Annotated in this window: 15 protein-coding genes; 9 read left to right on the plus strand and 6 right to left on the minus strand. The window is 34.5% G+C overall.

What is annotated here, in order from left to right; all coding sequences use genetic code 11:
• From ACY2V1_RS08315 to ACY2V1_RS08330, 4 genes are all read right to left on the minus strand, one after another.
• Positions 1-1,056: hydantoinase B/oxoprolinase family protein (locus tag ACY2V1_RS08315; protein WP_461834335.1), on the minus strand; the 1,056-nt coding region annotated here is incomplete at its 3' end.
• 9 nt (positions 1,057-1,065) lie between these two features.
• Positions 1,066-3,033, minus strand: a complete 1,968-nt coding sequence (locus ACY2V1_RS08320; protein WP_461834336.1) for a hydantoinase/oxoprolinase family protein — start codon at positions 3,031-3,033, stop codon at positions 1,066-1,068.
• 270 nt (positions 3,034-3,303) lie between these two features.
• Positions 3,304-4,536 carry an HD domain-containing phosphohydrolase gene (locus tag ACY2V1_RS08325; protein WP_461834337.1) on the minus strand — a complete coding sequence of 411 codons (1,233 nt, stop codon included), beginning with the start codon at positions 4,534-4,536 and terminating at the stop codon, positions 3,304-3,306.
• Complete coding sequence (locus tag ACY2V1_RS08330) at positions 4,517-5,797, minus strand: TIGR04013 family B12-binding domain/radical SAM domain-containing protein (protein ID WP_461834338.1); 1,281 nt, start codon at positions 5,795-5,797, stop codon at positions 4,517-4,519. The genes ACY2V1_RS08325 and ACY2V1_RS08330 overlap by 20 nt, the downstream gene beginning before the upstream one ends.
• Before the next feature lie 88 nt (positions 5,798-5,885).
• Between ACY2V1_RS08330 and ACY2V1_RS08335 the strand changes: the two genes are divergently transcribed.
• Positions 5,886-7,172 carry an L-cysteine desulfidase family protein gene (locus ACY2V1_RS08335; protein WP_461834339.1) on the plus strand — a complete coding sequence of 429 codons (1,287 nt, stop codon included), beginning with the start codon at positions 5,886-5,888 and terminating at the stop codon, positions 7,170-7,172.
• A gap of 28 nt (positions 7,173-7,200) precedes the next feature.
• On the opposite strand, the gene ACY2V1_RS08340 is transcribed toward ACY2V1_RS08335, so the two are convergent.
• Together ACY2V1_RS08340 and hypF are read right to left on the minus strand one after the other, a co-directional pair.
• A complete protein-coding gene (locus ACY2V1_RS08340; protein ID WP_461834340.1) occupies positions 7,201-8,748 on the minus strand; it encodes a methyl-accepting chemotaxis protein in 1,548 nt (515 codons plus the stop codon).
• 134 nt (positions 8,749-8,882) lie between these two features.
• A complete protein-coding gene (gene hypF, locus ACY2V1_RS08345) occupies positions 8,883-11,186 on the minus strand; it encodes a carbamoyltransferase HypF (protein WP_461834341.1) in 2,304 nt (767 codons plus the stop codon).
• Between the two features lie 77 nt (positions 11,187-11,263).
• Between hypF and ACY2V1_RS08350 the strand changes: the two genes are divergently transcribed.
• The 8 genes from ACY2V1_RS08350 to ACY2V1_RS08385 all read left to right on the plus strand — a co-directional run.
• Positions 11,264-13,342: an acetate--CoA ligase family protein gene (locus ACY2V1_RS08350; protein ID WP_461834342.1), complete on the plus strand. Its 2,079-nt coding sequence runs from the start codon at positions 11,264-11,266 to the stop codon at positions 13,340-13,342.
• 179 nt (positions 13,343-13,521) lie between these two features.
• The gene (locus tag ACY2V1_RS08355) at positions 13,522-17,052 is read left to right on the plus strand and encodes an FAD-binding and (Fe-S)-binding domain-containing protein (RefSeq protein WP_461834343.1); all 3,531 of its coding nucleotides are present in this window, start codon (positions 13,522-13,524) and stop codon (positions 17,050-17,052) included.
• A 38-nt stretch (positions 17,053-17,090) separates the two neighbouring features.
• Positions 17,091-17,525 carry a type II toxin-antitoxin system HicB family antitoxin gene (locus ACY2V1_RS08360; RefSeq protein ID WP_461834344.1) on the plus strand — a complete coding sequence of 145 codons (435 nt, stop codon included), beginning with the start codon at positions 17,091-17,093 and terminating at the stop codon, positions 17,523-17,525.
• A gap of 117 nt (positions 17,526-17,642) precedes the next feature.
• Positions 17,643-18,056, plus strand: coding sequence for a Holliday junction resolvase RuvX (ruvX, locus tag ACY2V1_RS08365; protein ID WP_461834345.1), 414 nt, complete (start codon positions 17,643-17,645; stop codon positions 18,054-18,056).
• Positions 18,053-19,108 carry an endolytic transglycosylase MltG gene (mltG, locus tag ACY2V1_RS08370; protein WP_461834346.1) on the plus strand — a complete coding sequence of 352 codons (1,056 nt, stop codon included), beginning with the start codon at positions 18,053-18,055 and terminating at the stop codon, positions 19,106-19,108. Before ruvX ends, mltG begins: the two co-directional genes overlap by 4 nt.
• Positions 19,095-21,020: a B12-binding domain-containing radical SAM protein gene (locus tag ACY2V1_RS08375; protein WP_461834347.1), complete on the plus strand. Its 1,926-nt coding sequence runs from the start codon at positions 19,095-19,097 to the stop codon at positions 21,018-21,020. Before mltG ends, ACY2V1_RS08375 begins: the two co-directional genes overlap by 14 nt.
• 57 nt (positions 21,021-21,077) lie before the next feature.
• Positions 21,078-21,671: an AlbA family DNA-binding domain-containing protein gene (locus ACY2V1_RS08380; protein WP_461834348.1), complete on the plus strand. Its 594-nt coding sequence runs from the start codon at positions 21,078-21,080 to the stop codon at positions 21,669-21,671.
• A gap of 15 nt (positions 21,672-21,686) precedes the next feature.
• A partial coding sequence (locus ACY2V1_RS08385; protein WP_461834349.1) for an ATP-binding protein occupies positions 21,687-22,244 on the plus strand: 558 nt, incomplete at its 3' end.

Here is a 22,244-nt window from a genome sequence, read left to right on the forward strand (position 1 = left end):
TGGGAGGGCCTTGGAAAGGGCACCTAGCAACACATCAACTATTCTCTGAGATGTTTCTACATTTCCTCCTGCAACACTTGCGGGAAATTTGGCATCAACTATACTTCCTTTGCGAGTTATCAAGGTAATGGGCCTTAACAATCCAGCATTTGTTGGAATTTCATCTTTAATAAGGGATCTAAACACATAAAGGACTGCAGAAAGTGTGATGGAATAGACAGCATTAATACTCCCTTTAACTTGATCATCACTTTCCTTAAAATCCACAACTACTGTATCGTCATCAATAGTTATTTGAACAGCAATCTTTATCTTTTCTCGTTCAATTCCATCATCATCCATATAATCTTCAAATTTATATACTCCATTGGGAATATCTTTTAACCTGCGCCTTAAAATTTTCTCAGAATAATCCATTATAGCTAACGCATAATTTTTGACCATTTCAAGCCCATAATTATGGATAAGTTCTTCTATTCTCTTAGTTCCTGTCATATTAGCCATTATTTGAGCAGTAAAATCCCCTTCTCTCTCATAAGGGGTCCTTACATTATTAATGAGAAATTTCATCAAAGGTTCTACTATTTCCCCTCCTTCTAGAATCTTTAAAGGTGGGATAATAATGCCTTCTTGAAATATGGAGGTCGCAAGAGGCATTGAACCAGCACTCATGCCTCCTATATCTGCATGATGTGCCCTATTTGCCACAAAGAATTGCGGTTTTTTCTGTCCTAAAAAAACTGGTGCCACAATAGTTACATCAGGAAGATGTGTTCCCCCTTTGTAAGGGTCATTTAAGATTACCATATCACCTTCTTTCAAATCCACATTTTCAATTGCTGACTTTACACTCATAGGCATTGATCCAAGATGTACAGGAATATGGGCAGCTTGCGCAATCATATCTCCATTTTCGTCAAATATAGCACACGAAAAATCCCTTCTTTCTTTAATATTTGGAGAAAAAGCTGTTCTATTTAATGTAACCCCCATTTCTTCTGATATGGATACAAATCTATTTTTAAATACCTCTAATAGAATTGGGTTGACCTTCATCTTTACACCTCACACATGGATAATAAGGTTTTCAAATGGATCCACTTCAACTGAAGCACTAGGCGGAACTACAATAGTAGATGAGTATTCTACAATTATAGCAGGCCCATCAAACTTATTACCATATTGAAGAAAATCTCTATTTAAGACCTTTGCTTTGGTCTTTTTTCCATCAAAAATAACATCAGTATCACCAAGATAGGACTTTTCTGACAACCTTTCAATTTTTTGTGTTTTCCTCTCAAATTGAGGTCTTTTCATCTTGCCCCTTGCCCTGAGTCTCAGATTAACAATCTCTACTGGTTTTTTATAATTTGCATAACCATAAAGTCTTTTATGGTACTCATGAAATGTGTCCACATAATTCCTGGAAAAGGGTACTATGATTTCGTAAGACTGGCCAATATATCTCATGTCAAGATACAACTCCAGGGTAATATTTTCCTCTTCAACTCCTTCATTTAATAAATCTTTAATTCCCTGCTTTTCTAAATCAGCAAAAAAAGATTTTAAATTTTCAGCCCCTGGCGTGTCTTTTAACATAACTGTCTTTGAATAGTCCTTTATAATATCTGAGAGCAGCATCCCGATGGCAGATAATATCCCTGGATTTTTTGGAACAAATACCCGTGGAATATTGAGATATTTTGCCAAAAAAGGTGCATGCATACCCCCTGCACCACCAAAGGAAAATAAGGTAAATTCCGATGGATTATATCCTCTTTCTACAGAGATGACTCTAATGGCCCTTTCCATATTGGTATTAGCAACCTGCAGAATACCTTCTGCAAGCTCAATTTCTGATATGCCAAATTCCCTGGCCAGTTGAGAAAAGTAACTGACCAACCTGTTTTTTACAAGTTTCATGTTTCCACCTAAAAAGTGTTCTGGTATAAGACGTCCGAGATAAAGATTTGCATCTGTTACAGTAATCTGCTCCCCTTTTCCATAGCAAATAGGACCAGGATCAGCACCAGCACTAATAGGTCCTACCCTCAATGCCCCACCTTCATCCTTATAAGCAATAGATCCTCCACCAGCACCAACAGTATGTATATCTATCATGGGAACCTTTACAGGATATCCATCTATTTCAGATTCAACAGTCAAAGGCAATTTCCCGTCGATCAAAGACACATCTGTGGATGTTCCACCCATATCAAAAGTTATTAATTTTTCAAAACCAGACATTTTTCCTATTTCAAAAGCTCCAACTGCACCCCCTGCAGGTCCTGAGAGGATTGTTCTTACTGACTCAGACATTGCCACTTCTGCTGAAATAACTCCACCATTTGATTGCATCACCCTCAACTTAGATCCATTAGTTAAATTATCTTTAATATAGCTTAAATATCTATCCATCTTAGGAGAAACATAGGCATTTATTACTGTGGTTGATAGTCTTTCATACTCCCTAAATTCTGGTAGGATCTGGCTGGATAGACAATAATGCAAACCCTTGTTTTTTAGATAATCGCCTATTATCTTCTCATGCTTATCATTTAAAAAAGAAAAGAGAAAGCACACAGCAACTGATTCTGCTTCCATTTTTTTTAGTTTTTCAATTAATAACTCCACCTCTTCTGTATTTAACTCCTTAATAATCTTACCCTTGGAGTTTACCCTGCAATCAACTCCAAATCTCATGGATTCTGCCACAAGAGGTTTATTCTTTTGATAGTAAAGGTCATATAACTTCTTTCTATTTTGTCTGCCAATGTCTATTATATCTTCAAATCCTCTATTGGTTATTAATGCACACTTGGCCCCTTTTTTTTCTAATATAGCATTAGTTGCCACTGTAGAACCATGAGTAATATTCCCAGGATTTCCTTCTAAAATATACTCCAGGCCATTTAAGACAGCTTCTGCAGGATTATTGGGAGTAGAAAGTATTTTATATACACCCCACTTCCCATTTTTCAGATAAATAAAATCTGTAAATGTACCTCCTGTATCTACAGCAAGAATAATCATTTATGCATTCTCCTCTAATATAGATTTTTTTAGTAGAGTTATACCTACACATAATGGAACCTGATAAAATCCTTTAACACAAAGATTATATCTTTATCATATAATGCCTATACAAATGCAGACTGGTTTTTAAAAAATTTGTCTTAGTTCAGCATAAGATTACACTACTTGGAATTACAACCACTACATCATAGTAAAAATTAAAACTAATTTGACGTGATGATTGTTAGAAAGAATCAAAATAATATTGTGTAACTCCTTAATTTGTCTTTAATTTTGGGGATATAACCCGTGTTCTGAGTATCTCTTTTTTGCCATATTTATTAAATCTATATTTTCAAAAAAAATATCCACCAAGAGGGGGTCAAATTGTTTACCCTTTTGTCTTGCTATTTCCTCTAGGACCTTTTCTTCGGGCCACATATCTTTATAACACCTTTTGGAAGATAATGCATCAAAAACATCAGCTAAGCACACAATCCGTCCCCAAATGGAGATTTCTTCACCTTTTTTGGAACCCACTTTTATAATTTTTCCATCTTTTTCTTCAATCTTCCCTGGATATCCACATCCATCCCATCGTTCGTGATGTTCTAGAGCAATTAATCTGGCTATTTTTTCAATTTCAGATGTAGGGTTTTCAAATAGTTTTGCTCCAATAAATGTGTGAGTTTTTATTTGTTCATACTCTTCATCTGTTAATTTTGATTCTTTTTTTAGAATTGTATCAGAAATGGCTACCTTGCCAACATCGTGTAACATCGCTGCAATTCTAATTATGTCTTTATTTTGGTCTATTTTTTTCTCTGGGATATTGTTTTTGTATGCCCAGGCTTCGTAAAGGATTGCTGAATATTCTCCAACGCGATTAACATGTGTGCCTGTTTCTTTGGGGTCCCTTAATTCAGCCATTTTGATCATTCTCAATACAATAGTTCGAAGTAGGCTTGCGCGCTCAAGGGCAATGGATGCACATTCACCTAAAAAAGTGATGACTGGAACAAATTCAGAATGAAATGGAATAATTTCCCCTGTTGATGGATCCTTTGCATTTATTAGCTGTAAAACTCCCAATACCTCTTTTTTGGGATTTAAAAGGGGAAGCGTTAGCATTGATTTGGTCCTGTAGTTGGAGGTTTTATCTACTTGTTTGTTGAATTTATACGGAAGGTCCTCAGGAATTGCATAAACATCATCTATATTCAAAGTTTTTTTAGTTGTTGCTACATAGCCAGCAATAGATGATTCGTCTATGGGGAATGAAAAAGTCTCATATATGAGCTTTTTGTTAGGAGGGAGGTCTTTTTCTCTAGTTTCATTTTGAGCATATTTTAAATGAAGGAAATTTGATTCTTTTTTGTATATAGATCCAGCATCAGCATTTGTGAGTCGTCTGGCCTCTGTTAAGATTCTTTCCAATAGCAGATCCACATCCTGTATCTGTGCAATAAAATTTATAGTGGACAAAATTTCATGGCAGTATTTATTTAAGAGGTAATCCATACCTATTACTCCTATTTATTTTACTTATTTTTTCACTAATTTTTTTCTGTTTTTCAAATTCTCCAAAAATAAGTCCCTTTGGTAATGCATAATTAATAAATCGAGAATAAGGGGTTATATCTCTAGTATTTAGCTTGCCAAAGGGTGTACCTGGCAAGGGCATGAATGTGTGTGCGTGTATTTTGGCCCCTATCTTTGTGAGTTCCTTCATGACTTTTATAGTTTCGTCTATATCCTTTTGTTGTTCCCCTGGCAATCCAAAAATAAAATCTATTTTGGGTATTAATTGATTTTTAACACACAATTTCGCAGCTTTAAATACATCTAAGACAGTATGTCCCCTATGACATAGATCAAGAATTCTCTCACTTCCAGACTGACACCCTATAACAAGATTGTTGTTATTTGCATATTTTTTTACTAATTCAATAGTCTGTTCATTTACATGTTCAGGCCTTACTTCTGAGGGAAAACTGCCAAAAAAGATTCTTCCATTATTTTTAATTATTGACCTTATCCCTATGAGTAATTCTTCTAATCTATTAAAATTAATTGTTTTCCCATCTGGAGATCCATAAGAGAATGCATTTGGGGTTATAAATCTAATATCTTTCATGCCCCTTTTGTATAAGATCTCAACGGTGCTTAATATTGAGTCAATTGATCTATGTCTTGGTCTTTTGCCGAAGATATAAGAAGTTTGGCAAAAGAAGCAGCCAAATGGACATCCCCTGGTTATCTCAATGGGTCCAAATCTTTTAAATTTTATACTAAAAGGAGAGAATTCATTTAAATTAACAAACTCATTTTTTCCTGTAAATTTCATATGTTCGTTAGTCTTATAGTAAATAGAGCTAATTTCTTCTAAGGATATTGTATCACACATATACTTTATGATATCTATAATTGTTTGTTCTCCTTCTCCTTTTGCCACAATATCAAAGCCTAGTTTTAGACAGGATTTAGGATCTCCACTTGCATGTGGCCCGCCTGCTATAAAAATAAGATGAGGCCATTTTGGCTTGATTTGTGATATAGAATTAATTACCTCTTCAAGTTGAGCTGTGAAAAAAGAATATGCAATGGCTATTTTTTCATATTTTGATACAAGGCAAGGGAGGAGTTTAAAGAGATTTTTGTTATTGGCTAAAAATACATCTACTTTGTCAAAATAGTTTTTTGTCTCCAGGGCACCTAGCAGCGCATTAATAGAATATTTATTGCTTTTTTCAAAAACAAAAATTATCCCAATATTTTTCATCTTTATATTTTTTTATATTTGCTGGTTAAATAATATTAAATTTTATATAACTAATACCAAATATACAAGTTTTTAGTGGGGTAAATATATGATTAGCATAAAAGAATTTTTGCAAACTGAGGTAAAACCAGCATTGGGATGTACAGAGCCTGTGTGTATAGCCTTAACCTGTGCCCATGCAGCCTCACTCATTTCAGACAGAATCGTTGATGAGATAGAACTTACCCTATCCCCTGGTCTTTACAAAAATGCAAAAGGGGTTTTTTTGCCAGGAACTTCAGGAGAAAGAGGGATATATATGGCAGCTGCCTTAGGTGCTGTGTCAGGCGATCCCAAAAAAGATTTAGAGGTGTTATCTTCTACATCAAAAAAGGATTTGGATTTGGCGCGCAACCTTGTTTCTTTAAATAGGGTATTGGTTTTGATTGATGAAGATAAAGATGGAATTTATTGTAAGGCGAAAATTAAAGGTGGGCCTAATATAGGAGAAGCAATTATATCAGGGCTTCACAATAATCTTATTTCCCTTAAGTTAAATGGAAAGGAAGTTTTATCAAAAAACAAAACATGTGTATCTGAGATGAAACATGATGAATTAACTATTATTGATAAGTTGAAAAAGACTCCCTGTGATGAGTTGTTTGATCTCTTAGACGAGCTTTCATCTGAAGATCTGGATTTTTTGAAAATAGGAGTGGAAATGAATGTTGCACTGGCTATGGAGGGAATAAATGGCAAATGGGGTTATAATGTTTGCGCAATGTTTTCAGATGATACACGTTCTGATATGGTAGATTTAGAGACAGAGATTAAAAAATATGTAGTTGCAGCAGTTGATGCCAGGATGGGAGGATGTCCATATCCTGCTATGAGCTCTGCTGGGAGTGGGAATAACGGTATAGTTGCAACTATTCCATTATGGGTGGTCAAGTCTCATTTAAAAATACCAGATAAAGATTTTTTAAAGGGAATTTGTTTGTCCCATTTATTTACATCAAAATTAAAGTCACATATGGGAAGAATTACTCCTGTTTGTAGTTGTGGTCTGTCTTCTGGTGGAGCAGTTGCAGCATCTATCTCTTTTCTTATGACAAAAGATAGGGAAATATCAAAAAAGGCAGTGAACAATCACCTTGTATCAATGTTTGGGATTTTATGTGATGGTGCAAAGCCTGGTTGCTCATTAAAAGTGCTTATGGCTATATCAAGTGCACTTAATTCAATATCCCTTGCAAAAAAAGGAATATCTCTCACCAGATACGATGGTATCTGCGGACACACATTGGATGAGACCTTGAAGAATATAGAATTATTATCAAAAGACGCATACGCTGGTATGGATACGCATTTATTAAAGATCATTTCGAGTAAATAAAAAAGGGGCTCTGAGGACCCCTTTATATTTACTCATTTTCTATATCCATGTTAGCGATCATCTGGTTTAATTGTTGAATCATCATGGTAAGTTGTTCAGTGGAACTGGAAGTTCTTTCCATGATTTCAGTAGTATCCTGAGATATTTGGTTTATTTCTTCTGTTGATTTAGTGATTTGTTCAGATGCTGCTGATTGCTCTTCTGCTGCAGTGGCTATGGAACGAATCTGGTCCATGGATTCTGTTGAGAGCCTTACCATTTCATCTAGGAGTTGTTTTGCCTCGTAACTTATCTCCATATTATGTTCAATGGCCTCTGCAACTTCCCGTGTGCTCATCATGTTTGTCTTGGCACTATTTTGAATTGTATGGATATATTCCTCCACGTTTTTGGTAGCTGTCATGGTCTTTTCAGCCAGTTTTCTCACCTCATCTGCAACAACAGCAAAACCCTTTCCTGCATCTCCTGCTCTTGCAGCTTCAATTGCCGCGTTTAGCGCAAGGAGGTTGGTCTGGTCTGCAATGTCTGAAATTGTATTGATTATTTCACCAATGCCTTCAGCTTGTTTTTCCATCTCCTCCATGTGGGACTGGAGGTTCTTGGCCTTTTTCTGAACCTCGGTTAACAGGGAAATGGCTTTATCCAACGCATTTGTTCCCTCCTGTGCCTTCTTAGCGGTGTTTTCAGCAGCTTCAGCTGCCTGGGCTGCATTTTTAGAAACTTCTAAGACAGTAGAGTTCATTTCATCCATAGCAGTTGCTACTTCATCAGTCCTACCACGAAGTTCTTCCATTGAAGAGTTTACAGCTGTTATCTGATTGGTAAACTCTTCACTCATGGCTGTTAATTGTTCAGATAATTCCTTTGCTTCTATAACAGCTTTTTTAAGTATTTCTGCCTGATGGGCCGTTTTTTCCTGCTCTGCTTTTAACTCACTTAGATCTGCGAAAATGGCAAATGATCCAATTAATTTTCCATTTGGGTCATAAAATGGAGCTGCATTTATTTCTGTAAAGACTTTTTTCCCCTTTCTTCCTGTCACTTCCACCCTAACTCCGGTTATCTTTTTTTGCTCTTTGAATGCCCTTCCAGTAATTGTGGGATGATTGGGATCCCCATAGAAAAATTCTGCTGCAGTCATGCCGACAAAGTCTTCAGGTTTTCCGTCCTGCTGAACAAAATCTATGATTTCCTGATTTACATAAATTATTCTATTATCTTCATCGCAAATGATTGCACACATGGGTATTTCATCAACCACTCCTTGCTTCCAGATATAGCTATCATATATGTTCTTTAGATAATTATTTATCTCTTCGCCTATTTTCTTTAGGGTAGCATCCTTTATGTCCTCTAAATTTAATTCAAAGGAATTATTTATCATTCCTTCCCGAATTGCGTCAGTTAGGGCCTGGATTGATCCAGAGGATTTTGAGATGAGTAATTGGCAAATAATAATTGCTACTAAAAAAATTCCCCCTTCAACAAATAGGTTGTTCAGATAGATCCTGCATATTAAGAAAATCAAAAAACTGAGTATCAGAACCCCTAAAACTTGGTTGGATAATTTTTTCATAAATCCCTCCTAGTTAGATACAATTTATTTTTTATTTGTGCATTTCTTTTTAACTAAACATGGTTAATACTTCATGTCAACCATTATGATAACTTGGCATATAATTAATTTGATAGGTGATTTCTTCCAAATATTTAGTCTAGTAATTTTTTTGCCACATAATATGCCTGGCCAAGGGATATGTTTTCGTCATTTGGGGCAAGATGTTTATTGAATTTGGGGATTAGTCCTTTTTGTAATAAGAGATTCTCAAGGTAAGTTGATATAGTTTTATTTTGAAACACTCCTCCGCTTAATGCAATAATTTTTATATTGGTCTCTTTAGAGATTTTTAGTGCCAGCTCTGCCAATGCACTACATAATCCTAGATGAAATTTTCTGCTTATTATGGATTTATGAATATTTTTATCCATATCTTTTAAAATGTTTTTTATTAGAGATACTGAATCTAAAATATATTTATTTGATCTTTTGATTATTTCTATATGGTATTTATCATTTAACTTTCTATCTTGAATATTTTCCAGGGCTATGGCACCTTCCCCTTCATATGTTATTTTTGTCTTTAAACCCAAAAGGGCGGATATTCCATCAAATAATCTACCACAACTAGTCGTTAAGATACAATTTATGTCTTTTTTTAGCATGTTGTAAACTATTTGTTTTTGATTTAGAGAAATTTCAGGGAGATATTTTTCAAGGTCATAGACCTGGCATTCATATAAAAGAGATAGAGCAATCTTCCAGATATCTATTATAGCAGATTCTAAGCCTGGAAGTTTTATGGGATAAAAGTGGCCTATCCTCGTATAAGATAGATTTTTAGAAACAATAAAAATTTCTCCTCCCCAGATGGTATTATCATCTCCAAGTCCAGATCCATCCAAAGAAATTCCGATTACATCTCCACAGATCCCATTTTCTGCCATTACAGATAAAATATGGGCATGGTGGTGTTGGATTTGGAATAGCTTTAGTTCTTTTTGTTCTCTGGCATATCTGGTTGACATATAGTCTGGATGTAGATCGCAACCTATTGCCTTTGGCTCAATTTTTAGTATTTCTTTAAAGTGATTGATGGTATTTAAAAAGAAGTTATAGGTTTTTAGATTTTTTAAGTCTCCAATATATTGAGATACAAATGCTTTTTCCTTGTTTACCAGACAGATGGTATTTTTTAACTCTGCCCCAACTCCAAGGCATGGTGGATATTTTTCCTTTAAAAAAATAGGAGATGGAACATATCCTCTCCCACGCCTAAAGAATAATTGTCTTCTATTATTTAAAATCGTCACAACAGAGTCGTCACATCTAATTAATATATCTCTATTGTGTAGCAGGAAATAATCTACAAAACCATTTAAATTTTTTAAGGCCTCTCTATTTGAAATGCATATTGGATGAGAGGAGATATTTCCAGAGGTCATTATAAGTATAGGCAATCTATTAGGAGGAAGATTATCTTTTAAATAATAGAATAGAACATAGTGAAGTGGAGTATAAGGAAGCATAATACCTACATCTTCAGTATCTGGAGATATTTCTTTTGCCAATACTCCCTGTTTAGCATTAATTATAACTATTGGCTTTATCTTTCCGTTTAGTATTTCTTTTTCTTTTTCTGTTAAGTATGCAATTTTTTCCACATCATCTATTGTTGCTGCCATGAGGGCAAATGGTTTATATGGTCTATTTTTTAATTTTCTAAGTCTAAGTATAGTTTTTTTATCATCTGCCATGCAACATATATGAAATCCTCCAAGTCCTTTAATAGCAAGAATTTTACCATCCAGTATTTCTTCAGCAGCATATTCAATGGAATTTAGCCCCTGGGAAATGATTTTATTTTTTTGATTAACAAGATAAATTTTGGGTCCACACACTGGACAGCAGTTTGGCTGTGCATGGAAACGTCTATCCATTGGGTCGTTGTATTCTCTTAAACAATCTTTACACATGGGAAAACAGGACATAGATGTATTTTCTCTATCATATGGAATCTTCTTAGTAATCGTGAATCTTGGACCACAATTTGTGCAATTAATAAATGAATATAAATATCTTTTATCGTTTGGATTAAATAATTCTTTTACACATAAATCACATATTGCAACATCAGGGCTAATTAATACATCGTGGGAAACAGCTTGTCTGCTTTTTTTTATTTCAAAACAGTTTATATTTGATATGCATGAAATTTTTTCTGAATAAATTTCTGTTATTTGGGATATTTCAGGCGGGTTTTTATAAAGTTCTATTTCAAATTTTTTTATATTAATATCTTTGCCCTGGATTAATATTTCAACTCCTTGTGCATCGTTTAATACATATCCAACAAGATTATACTTTAGTGCTATTTTGTATACAAATGGCCTAAAGCCTACTCCTTGTACTTTGCCCTTTACTCTAATTAATTTTGCTATTATATTATTTTTCATAGAAAAATTGCCAATTTTGTTTTTATAAATTTTAACAAATTACTTACTGCAAGTCTATTTTTTTAAAGAGGGATTTTATGGATAGTTTAGATTTTTTCTTTTACCCCAAAGAGATAGCAATAATTGGAGCAAGTAAGGAAAAAACAAAGGGTGGAAATATAATTTTAAATAATGTGAAAAAGGGGTTTAAAGGGGAGATATATCCTGTAAATCCAAAATATAATGAGATAGAGGGTTTCAAATGTTACAGTATTTCTGAACTTCCTGAAGGGTTAGATCTAGCCATTGTATTTGTTCCAGCTAAAGTAGTTGTGGATGTAATTTTAGAGCTAGTAAAAAAAAGAGTTAAAGGGGTTATAATTGAATCTGGGGGATTTGCTGAATCAGGTGAGTTTGGAGAAAAGTTGCAGAAGCAATTGTTAGAGATAAGGAAACAGAGCGGCATTAGAATCTGGGGTCCCAATTGCATGGGGATCGTTGATATGCACGCAAGGTACGTATTTTCTTTTGTCTCTCCTACTATTTGGGATTTTATTTATCCAGGAGATATATCCCTTATTGTTCAAAGTGGTATGCTTAGTGCGGGCTTTTTAATAGATACATGCTCATCAGGCCCATTTGGAATAGCCAAGGCATGCTCTATTGGGAATAAATTGGATGTGGATGAGTGTGATCTCTTAGAATATTTATTAAATGACCCTGAGACAAAAGTGATTGGAATGTATTTAGAATCCATAAAACAGGGGAAAAAATTTTTGAACCTGGTCAAAAACGCACAAAAGCCCATAGTTGTTTTAAAAGGGGGTAAGACCAAACAAGGGGCAAAAGCAGCCTTAACACACACGGCCAGTTATGCAGGCTCTTATGAAGTGATATCTGGAATTTTTGAACAGGCAAATGTGGTAGAGGCAAATGATTTTAAAGAAATGATGGACCAGTGCCTCGGGTTTTCTTTTATGGATGAATATCACCTCAAAGGTAGTAAGGTGGCGGTTATAACCTACAGTGGAGGGGCAGGCATTGTTAGTGCTGATCTGTTCAAAGACAAATCCATTGAACTGGCAAACTTGAGTAATGATACAATAAAGAAGATCAAATCGTTTGCCCCTGAGTGGCTACCTATTTCTAATCCAGCAGATGTGTGGCCAGCTGTTGAGAAAAATGGGCCATCTGCATATGTACATATCTTTAAAGAAATATGTAAAGATGATGGTGTAGATTTTATTTTTCTTCATGTTTTTTCTGTGGGACAATTGGGTGGAGTAGATCTCAAACAAATTAAAAATATTTCAAGGAGGCTAAATAAGCCAGTTTTTTTGTGGGGTTCAGGTGATCGTGAGTCAAAATATAAGTTGTTTGAGCTTTGTAGGGAATTAAGATTGCCAATATTTCAAGAGATTTCCAGGGCAGTGGAAGTTATGGATAAAGTGGTTAGGTTTTATAAAAAAGAGGAGCCACAGGTGGACATTAATCTGTTGAATGACAAGCCTTTACCCATCAACTGTCCATTGCCATCAAAAAAAGAGATTTTAGATGAATATGAATCCAAATCTTTTTTGAGGAGTTTAGGGATTCCTACTGTGGAGGAATACCTGGTAGCTTCAGAAAAGGAAGCTATTTTTTATGCAGAAAAGATGGGATATCCAGTTGTATTAAAAGGTATTTTACCAGGACTTATACACAAGACAGAACACGGACTTGTTAGAACTAATTTGCATACAGAAGGACTGCTTAGGGCAGCTTATCAGGAGTTAAATAAAAAGATCTCTGATAATGGAACGATTTTAATACAGAAACAACTAGAAATAGGATATGAATTGATTGCTGGATTAAGTAGGGACAAAAATTTTGGACCTGTGGTTATGCTGGGATTTGGCGGAATATTTGCAGAGATTTTGAAAGATAAGATATTTAGAGTTGCACCTTTTTCTTTAAAAGAAGCCTATCTATTTACGTATGATCTTAAAAATCAAAAGATTTTAGAAGGATATAGAAAGTATCCAGAAATTAATAGGTTAGACCTGGCAAAGATTATAAAAATCCTTGGAGAGTTGGGACAAAGATTTGATGAGATTGAGTCCCTTGATTTAAATCCCCTGATTGTTAATTCCAATGGTATTTTTTGTGTAGATGCCACAATTACCAGAAAAACATAGAAATTCGTGTCATAAAAAAATGCATCTACCCCTAGTGATTGGGGAGCCATAGATATTACTTCTTGATTAACTTATAAGAAATGGTTAGATTGATATATTCTTGAGTCAGCTTAGCACTTCATATTTCCTATCCAACATCCACGAGGGTTTAAAATATTTTTATTAAGGAGAATGATTAGATGTACAGAAAAAGTCCTCACATATCTATTGCAAATGTTAAATTAATTGAGCGTGTACTTGGTGTATCAGAAGAAGATATCGCCAAGTGGCCAGAATACACCAAGGAGACTGTGGAGAGTTTGTGCTCTGAGATTTTTTTAATACGCTACAACCCTTACATTCCTTCTGAAGTTGTATTTAAGAGTGTGTTTAAACAGCTTGAAGATGAGCGGGGTGTTTTAGATGAAGATGTATATAATCTTCTTGTTAAAGGTTTAAAGAGATTTTGGGAAGAGTATTTAGAAGATAAGGCCTTTAGTAAAAAGGTGATATCCAGACTTAAAAAATATATAGATCCTAAACATATATACACATCTCCCAACCACCTTGTAGAGTGTTCTACTGATGCAACTGACCTTAGGGTGGAACTTCCAATGTTTGTGGTTGCTCCTGGATGTATGGAAGAAGTAAAAAAGGTAGTTGAGCTTGCAAATGAAATGAAGTTTTATCTTGTTCCCAGGGGTGGAGGATCAGGACTAACTGGGGGAGCCATCCCTTGCAGGCCCCGTACAGTGATTCTCAGTTTGAGCAGAATGAAAAAGATCCTTAGTATAAATAAAAGTTCTATGACTATGTGTGCCCAGAGTGGGGTTATTACACTTAATGCTGCAAAAGAAGCGGCCAGATATGGACTTCTTTTTACAGTGGATCCAGCGTCAAAGGCGTCCTCTTCAATTGGGGGAAATATTTCTGAAAATGCAGGTGGTCCTTTTGCCTTTGAGTATGGAACCACGCTGGACAATATTTTGAGTTATAAGATGGTGTTGGCAAATGGAAAGAGTATTGAAGTTAAGAGAAAAGCACACCCCAGGCACAAAATCTTGCCCCACGAAGTGGCTGTATTTGAGATCTATTCTGAAGACAATACCTTGATTGATGTTGTTGAATTAAAAGGAGACGAAATAAGGGGGACTGGCCTTGGTAAGGATGTTACCAATAAGTATTTAGGGGGGCTTCCTGGAGTCCAGAAAGAAGGAGTGGATGGGATAATCACTGAAGCATGTTTTGTGCTCTATAAAAAGCTCCCATTTTCTTCCACTCTCTGTTTGGAATTTTATGGAAATACTATGGAAAACGCGATGCTGGTGATCAAGGATCTGGTAAAATTGAGGGATGAGATAAGAAAAAAGGGCGATAAGGTAAAGATGTCTGCCTTAGAAGAATTTGGGGCAAAATATGTTCAGGCAATAGAATATAAAAAGAAATCAATATCATTTGAAGGAGATCCAATATCAGTTCTACTTATTCAATTAGATTCTGAAGATAGGGAAGCCCTGGAACAAATCACACAACAAGTGGCAAAGATTGCAAAACAACATGAGAATGTGGATGTATTCATTGCAAAGCACGCAAAAGAGGCAGAAATATTCTGGGAAGATAGGCATAAATTGAGTGCAATTGCCAGGCGTACCAGTGGTTTTAAGATTAATGAAGATATTGTTATACCAATAGATGTTATTCCTGAATTTTCAAAATTTTTGGAGGAGTTAAATTTATATTATGCAGCCCTGGCTTATAGAGATGCCTTGCAGGAAGTTTTAAAGGTTGATGGTGTAGATCCAGGGGATGAATTTATAGATATGGAGATCAATTTTACCTCAAAGATCTTAAATAGAAAGATTGATGTTGCAAAACTTCCTGAACAAGAATTTATGCTCCAGATACATTTTTTCTTCAGGGATCTAAAGAGCAGATATCCTGCCCAGAAGCTGGAAATTTCCGCCATTGAACAACACATGTTAAATACCAGGATAACTATTGCAAATCATATGCATGCTGGTGATGGTAACTGTCACGTGAATATCCCTGTTAATTCCAATGATTCCAAGATGATGAAGTTGGCAGAGGAAGCAGCTTCAAAGGTATTTGAAAAGGTGCTTTCATTAGGTGGTGCTATCTCTGGGGAGCACGGGATAGGGATAACAAAGATAAATTATCTAGATGCAAAACGCGTTGAAGAACTCAGAAAATATAAGGAAATAGTGGATCCAAATAATATCTTTAATCCAGACAAATTAACAAGAAGATCTCTAAACTTTGTTCCTTACACGTTTTCTTTTAATAAATTAATTGAGGACATCAACAAAACATCTATTCCTTATAAGGATAAACTAATTTACATCTTGAAAAACGTTCAGATATGTTCAAGGTGTGGAAAATGTAAACAGGTTTGCCCAATGTATTATCCTGAAGAAGGTTATTTATATCATCCTAGAAACAAGATAATTTCTTTAGGAGCTCTATTGGAGGCCTATTATTATACCAAGATAGTGGAAAATAAGCCAAATAAAAAGCTGTTAAAAATGATCACAGTAATAGCTGATGCCTGCACTTCATGTGGCAGGTGCATGGAGATGTGTCCAGTAAAGATAAATACTGGTGAGCAAATTTTGAATTTAAGAATATTTTTAGAAGAAAGGGCAATATCTGGTCATCACCCCATAAAGGCATCAATACTGCGGTACTTAAACGAAAAAAATAATTATCTTCCTAAGGTAGCAAAGGTCCTAGCAATTGGACAAAAACTCCAGAACAATATTGTAAAAGTAATTCCTGAAAATGTGAAAACAAAATTTAAGCATCCATTAATTTCAGGTCCTGGCCCGAATCTGGGCATAATTGATTTATATTCTAAGTTAAAGGCAAAGAAAAAAAATTATTTTAATTCCTATACATCGGTATCCAAAGAAGAGGTGTTCTATTTCCCTGGATGTGGAGCTGCATTGTTTTTCCCAGACATTGGCCTTGCATCTATTTATTTACTCCTAAAGTTTGGTTTTAGTGTGGTGATTCCAAATGAGCATATGTGTTGTGGATATCCCTTGCTTGCAGGTGGTTTAGGGGAAGAATATGAGAAAAATAAGCTTAGAAATATTAAAAGGATAACTGCTGCAATTAAGACAAATAACCTGATGAAGAATCCAGAAATAGTAGTGCTTACATCTTGTGGTACCTGTTTAGAATCTATATCTTCTTATGGGCTGGAGCATTTTCTTGAGAAAGATACAAAGACGTACGACTGTACCCAGTTTTTAGTGGAAAAACTCATAAATAAAGGACTTTGTTTTCCTTTTAAGGAGAAATTGGAAACAGATTTTCTTGTGTATCATCAGGCATGCCATGTGGAATGGTCTGGGGTTCCTAGATTAAAGTCTGCTGATATATATAAAGAGAAATTGGAAAAGTTGTTTGGCGTAAATATCAAAATAAGTCCAGGTTGTTGTGGAGAAAGTGGGCTTGGAGCCCTTACATCTCCTGCAATTTATTATACCATAAAAAAAAGAAAGAAAAAACAGCTTGAACTGGACTTAAAAGACTATAAAAAAGAGCTTCCAGTCCTTGTTGGATGTCCTTCTTGTAAAGTTGGGCTGCAAAGAATATTCGCAGAAAGGGACTACAATCGAGAAGCTCTACACATATTGGAATTTCTCGCCTATCTAGTTGGTGGGAAAAAATGGAAAAAGGAACTAAAATCAATTTTAAAGGGTTGATGTGTTAAGAGGTTGTTAGACTTAAAAAGAGAAAAATAATGGGGAAATATCAAAAACTGATATTTACAATATTAACTGGTCAAGCTGATAATAAAATAAAATTTATTGATTTGTGTAATTTACTAAAGAAATTAGGATTTGAAGAAAGAGTAAGAGGAAGTCATCATATTTTTAGAAAAGAAGGAGTTATAGAAAAAATTAATCTCCAAAAAGATGGCCCTCATGCAATACCATATCAAGTAAGACAGGTAAGAAATTTGATAATTAAATATGAAATTATAATTTACTGGAGTAAAGAAGACAATGCTTTTATTGCTGAAGTTCCTGAATTGCCAGGATGTATGGCTCATGGAGATAGTTATGAAGAGGCGATTCAAAATATAAAGACTGCTATAGACCTTTGGATTGACACAGCAAAAGAATTTGGGGACCCAATTCCACAACCTAAAGAAGAAAAATTGATATATGCTTAAAGTCTAACGATAGGTGGATGCCCCTAAACTCAAAAACTTCCACAAACCCAACAAACCCCAATTGAGGTGTGGATCTATTTGCTTTAAGTTGACTAAGTTGGATTAAGGAATTTTTCGATGAAATACCTGGCTATAGACTATGGGCAAAAAAGGGTGGGCCTTGCCATATCAACTAGCAATGAAAAACTAATTTTGCCCTATAAGACTTTGATTTACACATCACGGAAGAAATTAGTAAGTGATATTACTTACATAGTTGATACTGAAAATATCCAGGGGATAGTTATCGGTCTTCCCATTGGAATAAATGGAGAAGAAACATTAATAACCAGACAGGTGAAAAACCTTGTCAGAGATTTGAAAAAAAGGCTGGATGTCCCTGTATATCTAGTAGATGAGTCCTACAGCTCTTATAGTGCAGAGCAGAACCTTAAAAGTAGGGGTATGTCAGCAAAAAAAATTAAAAAAGTGGTTGATCAACAGGCTGCAGTGGACATCTTAACTACCTATTTTTCATCCAAAAATTTATGAGAGAAAAATTAAAACATACTCTATATATTTTAATTTTGCTCTGGTTGTTTATATGTTTAGTTTTTGTTGTGGGAATTTATTATTATGGAAAATATTTATGGAACTCTCCAATTGATGAAAATGGTATACATGTAGTTTTTAAAGTAAAAAAAGGAGAAACTTTTAAAGATGTTGTAGATAGACTGAAAAAACAGGGTATTTTAAAAGATACCAAACTTTTTTATTTAATGGGCAGACTCACAAATGCTGAAAACAAGATAAGGTCTGGAGAATTTTTAATAAACACAAGGTGGAGCCAGAAAAGACTACTTCAATACTTAATATCTGGGCCACCATATTTGCACAAAGTTACAATACCCCCAGGAGAAGCCTGGTGGTCAGTTGGAAAGTTGCTCGAGAAAAAAGGGATTTTAAAGTTTTCTGATTTTAAAAAGGTGATCTTTGACAGGGAGTTTTTAGATAAAAACAATATCCCTGGCCCTTGTGCAGAGGGATATCTATATCCCAATACATATTTTTTTGAAAAAGGGGTGGATAAGCAACATGCAAGGGAAGTTGTTGAAAAAATGGTGGATGAATTCTGGCGAGAGGTAAAAAAACATGTATGGAAAAAATCCCTGCCAGAGAGTCATGAAATATATAAAATAGTTATTCTTGCATCGTTAGTTGAAAAAGAAGCCCTGTATGATTTTGAAAAGCCTATTATTGCAGGAGTATTTTTAAATAGACTTAAAAAAAATATGCGCCTTCAGTGTGACCCTACAGTTATTTATGGTTTAGGACCGGGATTTAGAGGAAATTTAAGGAAAAAGGACTTGAGAGATAAAGATAATCCTTATAACACCTATCGATATAATGGACTTCCACCAACACCTATATGTTCTCCCACTGTTTCATCTATCTTGGCCGTGGTACATCCAGCAAAACATTCCTATCTCTATTTTGTTTCAAAGGGAGATGGGACCCACAAGTTTAGTACCACTTTAAAGGAACACAACAAGGCAGTGTATAAATACCAGATTGCCCCTCATAGAAAAAATGTTAATAAATAAAAGACATACATGGTTGTTTGTTCAACTACCTGTTGTTTCCCACGATTTAAGAGAAAATTTCGCTCATATCCCTTATACATCCTCTTTATTATCTTGTTTTTTGAGAAGTGTAATAAAAAATATTGAGGTTATTTGCCTTGATAAAAAGGTAGAGACATTTGGCTCAGATAGTATGATAATTAAAACTATAGTGGATATAGAGCCAGATGTGGTGTGCTTTAGCTTATATCTCTGGAATGTAGAAAGATCTCTTTACATTGCCAGGAAATTAAAACAAATACTCCCTGATGTTTTAGTTATAATAGGAGGTCCTGAAGTAAATTTAGACAATGAATTTATATTGAATGTAGGTGGATTTGATATTGGTATAATTGGTGAGGGAGAATTAGTCCTTGCTGATATTGCAAGTAAACTAGAATTTACTAAATCAAAATTAGATTTAGCAAATTGCATAGCTGATGTAAAAGTAGTTAAACAAAAGATATTTTTATATGGAAGATCTATTGCTCTAAACAAAATTCCATTGGTCCATATGGATGCTGATTGTATTTCTTATGATGGTTCAATTTTAATTGAAACCATAAGGGGGTGTGTACACAATTGTAAATATTGCTATTACCACAAAAATTTTAAAAAAATAAGATATTTTCCCCTTGAAAAAGTCATCTCTGAATTAAAATGGGCATGGGATAAGAGCGTAAATGAGATAAGCTTTATTGATCCATCATTTCTTAGGAGAAAAGATTCAAAATTATTTTTAAATAGACTGCATGAAGTATTAAACAAATCCGGTCCATATATTTTTTGTGAATTAAATGCAGAAGATGTCTCAATAGAACTTGCTGAGTTACTTAAAAAAATCAACGTAAAAAAAGTAGAAGTGGGATTGCAGAGTATAAATGAGGTTGCCCTGCGTTTAATAAACAGAAAGTTTAATAAAAAGGATTTTGTTTCAGGAATAAAGGAGTTAAGAAAAAGGGAAATAGATATTTTGTTGGATTTGATTGTAGGACTTCCTGGAGATGGAGTTAGGGATGTATTAAAAGGAGTTGATTTTGTCTTAGAAAATAAACTAGCAGATCAATTTGGCATCTATCCCTTGTGTGTTTTGCCAGGTACTGAACTCAGGTCAGAATCAACGAAATTAGGCTTAGATTATACTAATAAGCCGCCTTATCTTGTAAAAAAGACAAAAAATATGGACAGAGCAGAGATTAAAGAGACATTTGTTTCAATAGAAGAAAAAATAGATATAGACCTGTTCCCAAGGGAGTTTCCCCTGCTATTCCCTGATGAGTCTTATTTATCTAACAATGTATATCCAATATATCTTTTAGATCTACAAGATAGGGGCATTGATATAAATGATTTTGCATTAAATTGTTTGGACAATCTAATGTGTTCCATAATGATTCACATATCTGATGTTAGCTGGCTTTTAAATGGAGAAAAATTTTTAAGACTGTACAATCTTATTTTGTCCAAAAATCCTTTTATACTAATTGATATTATAATTGACGATGAACAGATAGATGGACTTGAATTTGAAAAAATTGTGGATATTTTTAAAAGTGTGTTATGTGCAAGGGATATGTACATGGATAAAGTCTATGTGGATACCATTGATGCAGTAAGATCAACTCAGGTGTTTCTTAAATTACGAGGGCAAGATGATAATTTCGCCCTGGTTTCAATTCCATCTACTATATATTCAACACAAGAAAGCACTTTTTGGTTTAAGATATATGGCCTAGAAGATGGATGTTTAGAAGAATATTTTTTAGATAAATTTGCGTATGTTACTAAAATACAAAATTTTTTATACAGGATATCCTATGCACAAGATTGTTTAAACCTTTATAAGTCTGTTTTTCCACTTGGCAAGAGGGAAGTATCATTTTATGGTCTTTAAAAGATAAATAGAGATAAATAGAAAAGTAAATAAGTTATGTATTCAGAGGAATATTGGATGTTTAGTGATATGGAAACCATAGACAGAGAGTATAAAGAAACCTTTGGAGATTCAGTATTAAAGGCTATATGTGCTATGGCTAATACCAAAGGTGGAGAGGTAATAGTGGGTGTGGCTGATAATGGAGAAGTAAAGGGTATTGAGATAGACAATAAAGCATTGGAAAGAATCACTCAAAAAATAATAGACAAATTGGGATTGCACCCACAAATTGAAGTAAAAGAGAAAAATGGAAAAAAGATCATTGTAATTACTACTCAAAAATCAAAAGTGCCCATTTCTTTTAATGGAAGGTATTATGAGAGGGTTGGTAATACGACCAGGGAGATGAGAGCTGAAAAATTAAGACAATTTTTCTTGAAAGAAGCGAATTGGGATTCTCTTGTAAACAGGGAAGCAGAATTTGAGGAGATAGACAAAAAGACCGTAAGGATGTTTATAAGGATGGCAAATGCAATGGGAAGATTCACGGTATTTGATGAAAATGTAGATATAAAAGCCCTTTTTGAGCATTTAAAATTATCAAATAAGGGCAGATTGACAAATGCAGCCATAGTTTTATTCGGAAAAGACCTCCAAAAATATTTCTAAAATGCTGTGTTGCGTGTGATAAGACTCAAAAATGAGATAACTCCAATTGGGGATAGATTGATAGGTGGTAACCTTTTTAAACAGGCGATGGAAGGAGAAGAAACAATAAAAAATTTTCTTGGAGTAAGATATGAGATTAAAGAACTTGTGAGAAAAGAGATATGGGATTATCCCTTGCCAGCAGTAAGAGAGGCTTTGATGAATGCATTGATCCACAGAGATTATTTCAGATGGAATGTTCAAACCCAAATTAAAATTTTTGATGATTATATATGGTTTTATAACATTGGAGAATTGCCAGAAGGTATAACTATTGATCAGCTAAGAGAGCCTCACCCCTCAGTACCAAGAAATCCATTAATAGTGCACATTTTTTACCTTGCTGGTTTTATAGAAGAGATGGGCTCTGGAACAGGCAGAATAATAGATAATATGAAATTAGCAGACCTTCCTGAACCAGAATTTAAAGAAGAGTTGGGCGGGTTTTCTGTATATTTTAGAAAGGATAAATACACCGAAGAGTACTTGAGAAAGCTTGGTTTAAATGAGAGACAGATAAAAGCAGTGATGTAT

It is taken from the genome of Desulfothermus sp., assembly GCF_053993635.1.

Excerpts from the sequence above, each read along its gene's own strand:
- ACY2V1_RS08350 (WP_461834342.1), top strand. The coding sequence starts at position 11,264 with ATGGATAGTTTAGATTTTTTCTTTTACCCCAAAGAGATAGCAATAATT.
- mltG (WP_461834346.1), top strand. The coding sequence starts at position 18,053 with ATGAGAGAAAAATTAAAACATACTCTATATATTTTAATTTTGCTCTGG.
- hypF (WP_461834341.1), bottom strand. The coding sequence starts at position 11,186 with ATGAAAAATAATATAATAGCAAAATTAATTAGAGTAAAGGGCAAAGTA.
- ACY2V1_RS08320 (WP_461834336.1), bottom strand. The coding sequence starts at position 3,033 with ATGATTATTCTTGCTGTAGATACAGGAGGTACATTTACAGATTTTATT.
- ACY2V1_RS08375 (WP_461834347.1), top strand. The coding sequence starts at position 19,095 with ATGTTAATAAATAAAAGACATACATGGTTGTTTGTTCAACTACCTGTT.
- ACY2V1_RS08330 (WP_461834338.1), bottom strand. The coding sequence starts at position 5,797 with ATGAAAAATATTGGGATAATTTTTGTTTTTGAAAAAAGCAATAAATAT.
- ACY2V1_RS08360 (WP_461834344.1), top strand. The coding sequence starts at position 17,091 with ATGGGGAAATATCAAAAACTGATATTTACAATATTAACTGGTCAAGCT.
- ACY2V1_RS08355 (WP_461834343.1), top strand. The coding sequence starts at position 13,522 with ATGTACAGAAAAAGTCCTCACATATCTATTGCAAATGTTAAATTAATT.
- ACY2V1_RS08340 (WP_461834340.1), bottom strand. The coding sequence starts at position 8,748 with ATGAAAAAATTATCCAACCAAGTTTTAGGGGTTCTGATACTCAGTTTT.
- ACY2V1_RS08335 (WP_461834339.1), top strand. The coding sequence starts at position 5,886 with ATGATTAGCATAAAAGAATTTTTGCAAACTGAGGTAAAACCAGCATTG.
- ACY2V1_RS08325 (WP_461834337.1), bottom strand. The coding sequence starts at position 4,536 with ATGGATTACCTCTTAAATAAATACTGCCATGAAATTTTGTCCACTATA.
- ruvX (WP_461834345.1), top strand. The coding sequence starts at position 17,643 with ATGAAATACCTGGCTATAGACTATGGGCAAAAAAGGGTGGGCCTTGCC.
- ACY2V1_RS08380 (WP_461834348.1), top strand. The coding sequence starts at position 21,078 with ATGTTTAGTGATATGGAAACCATAGACAGAGAGTATAAAGAAACCTTT.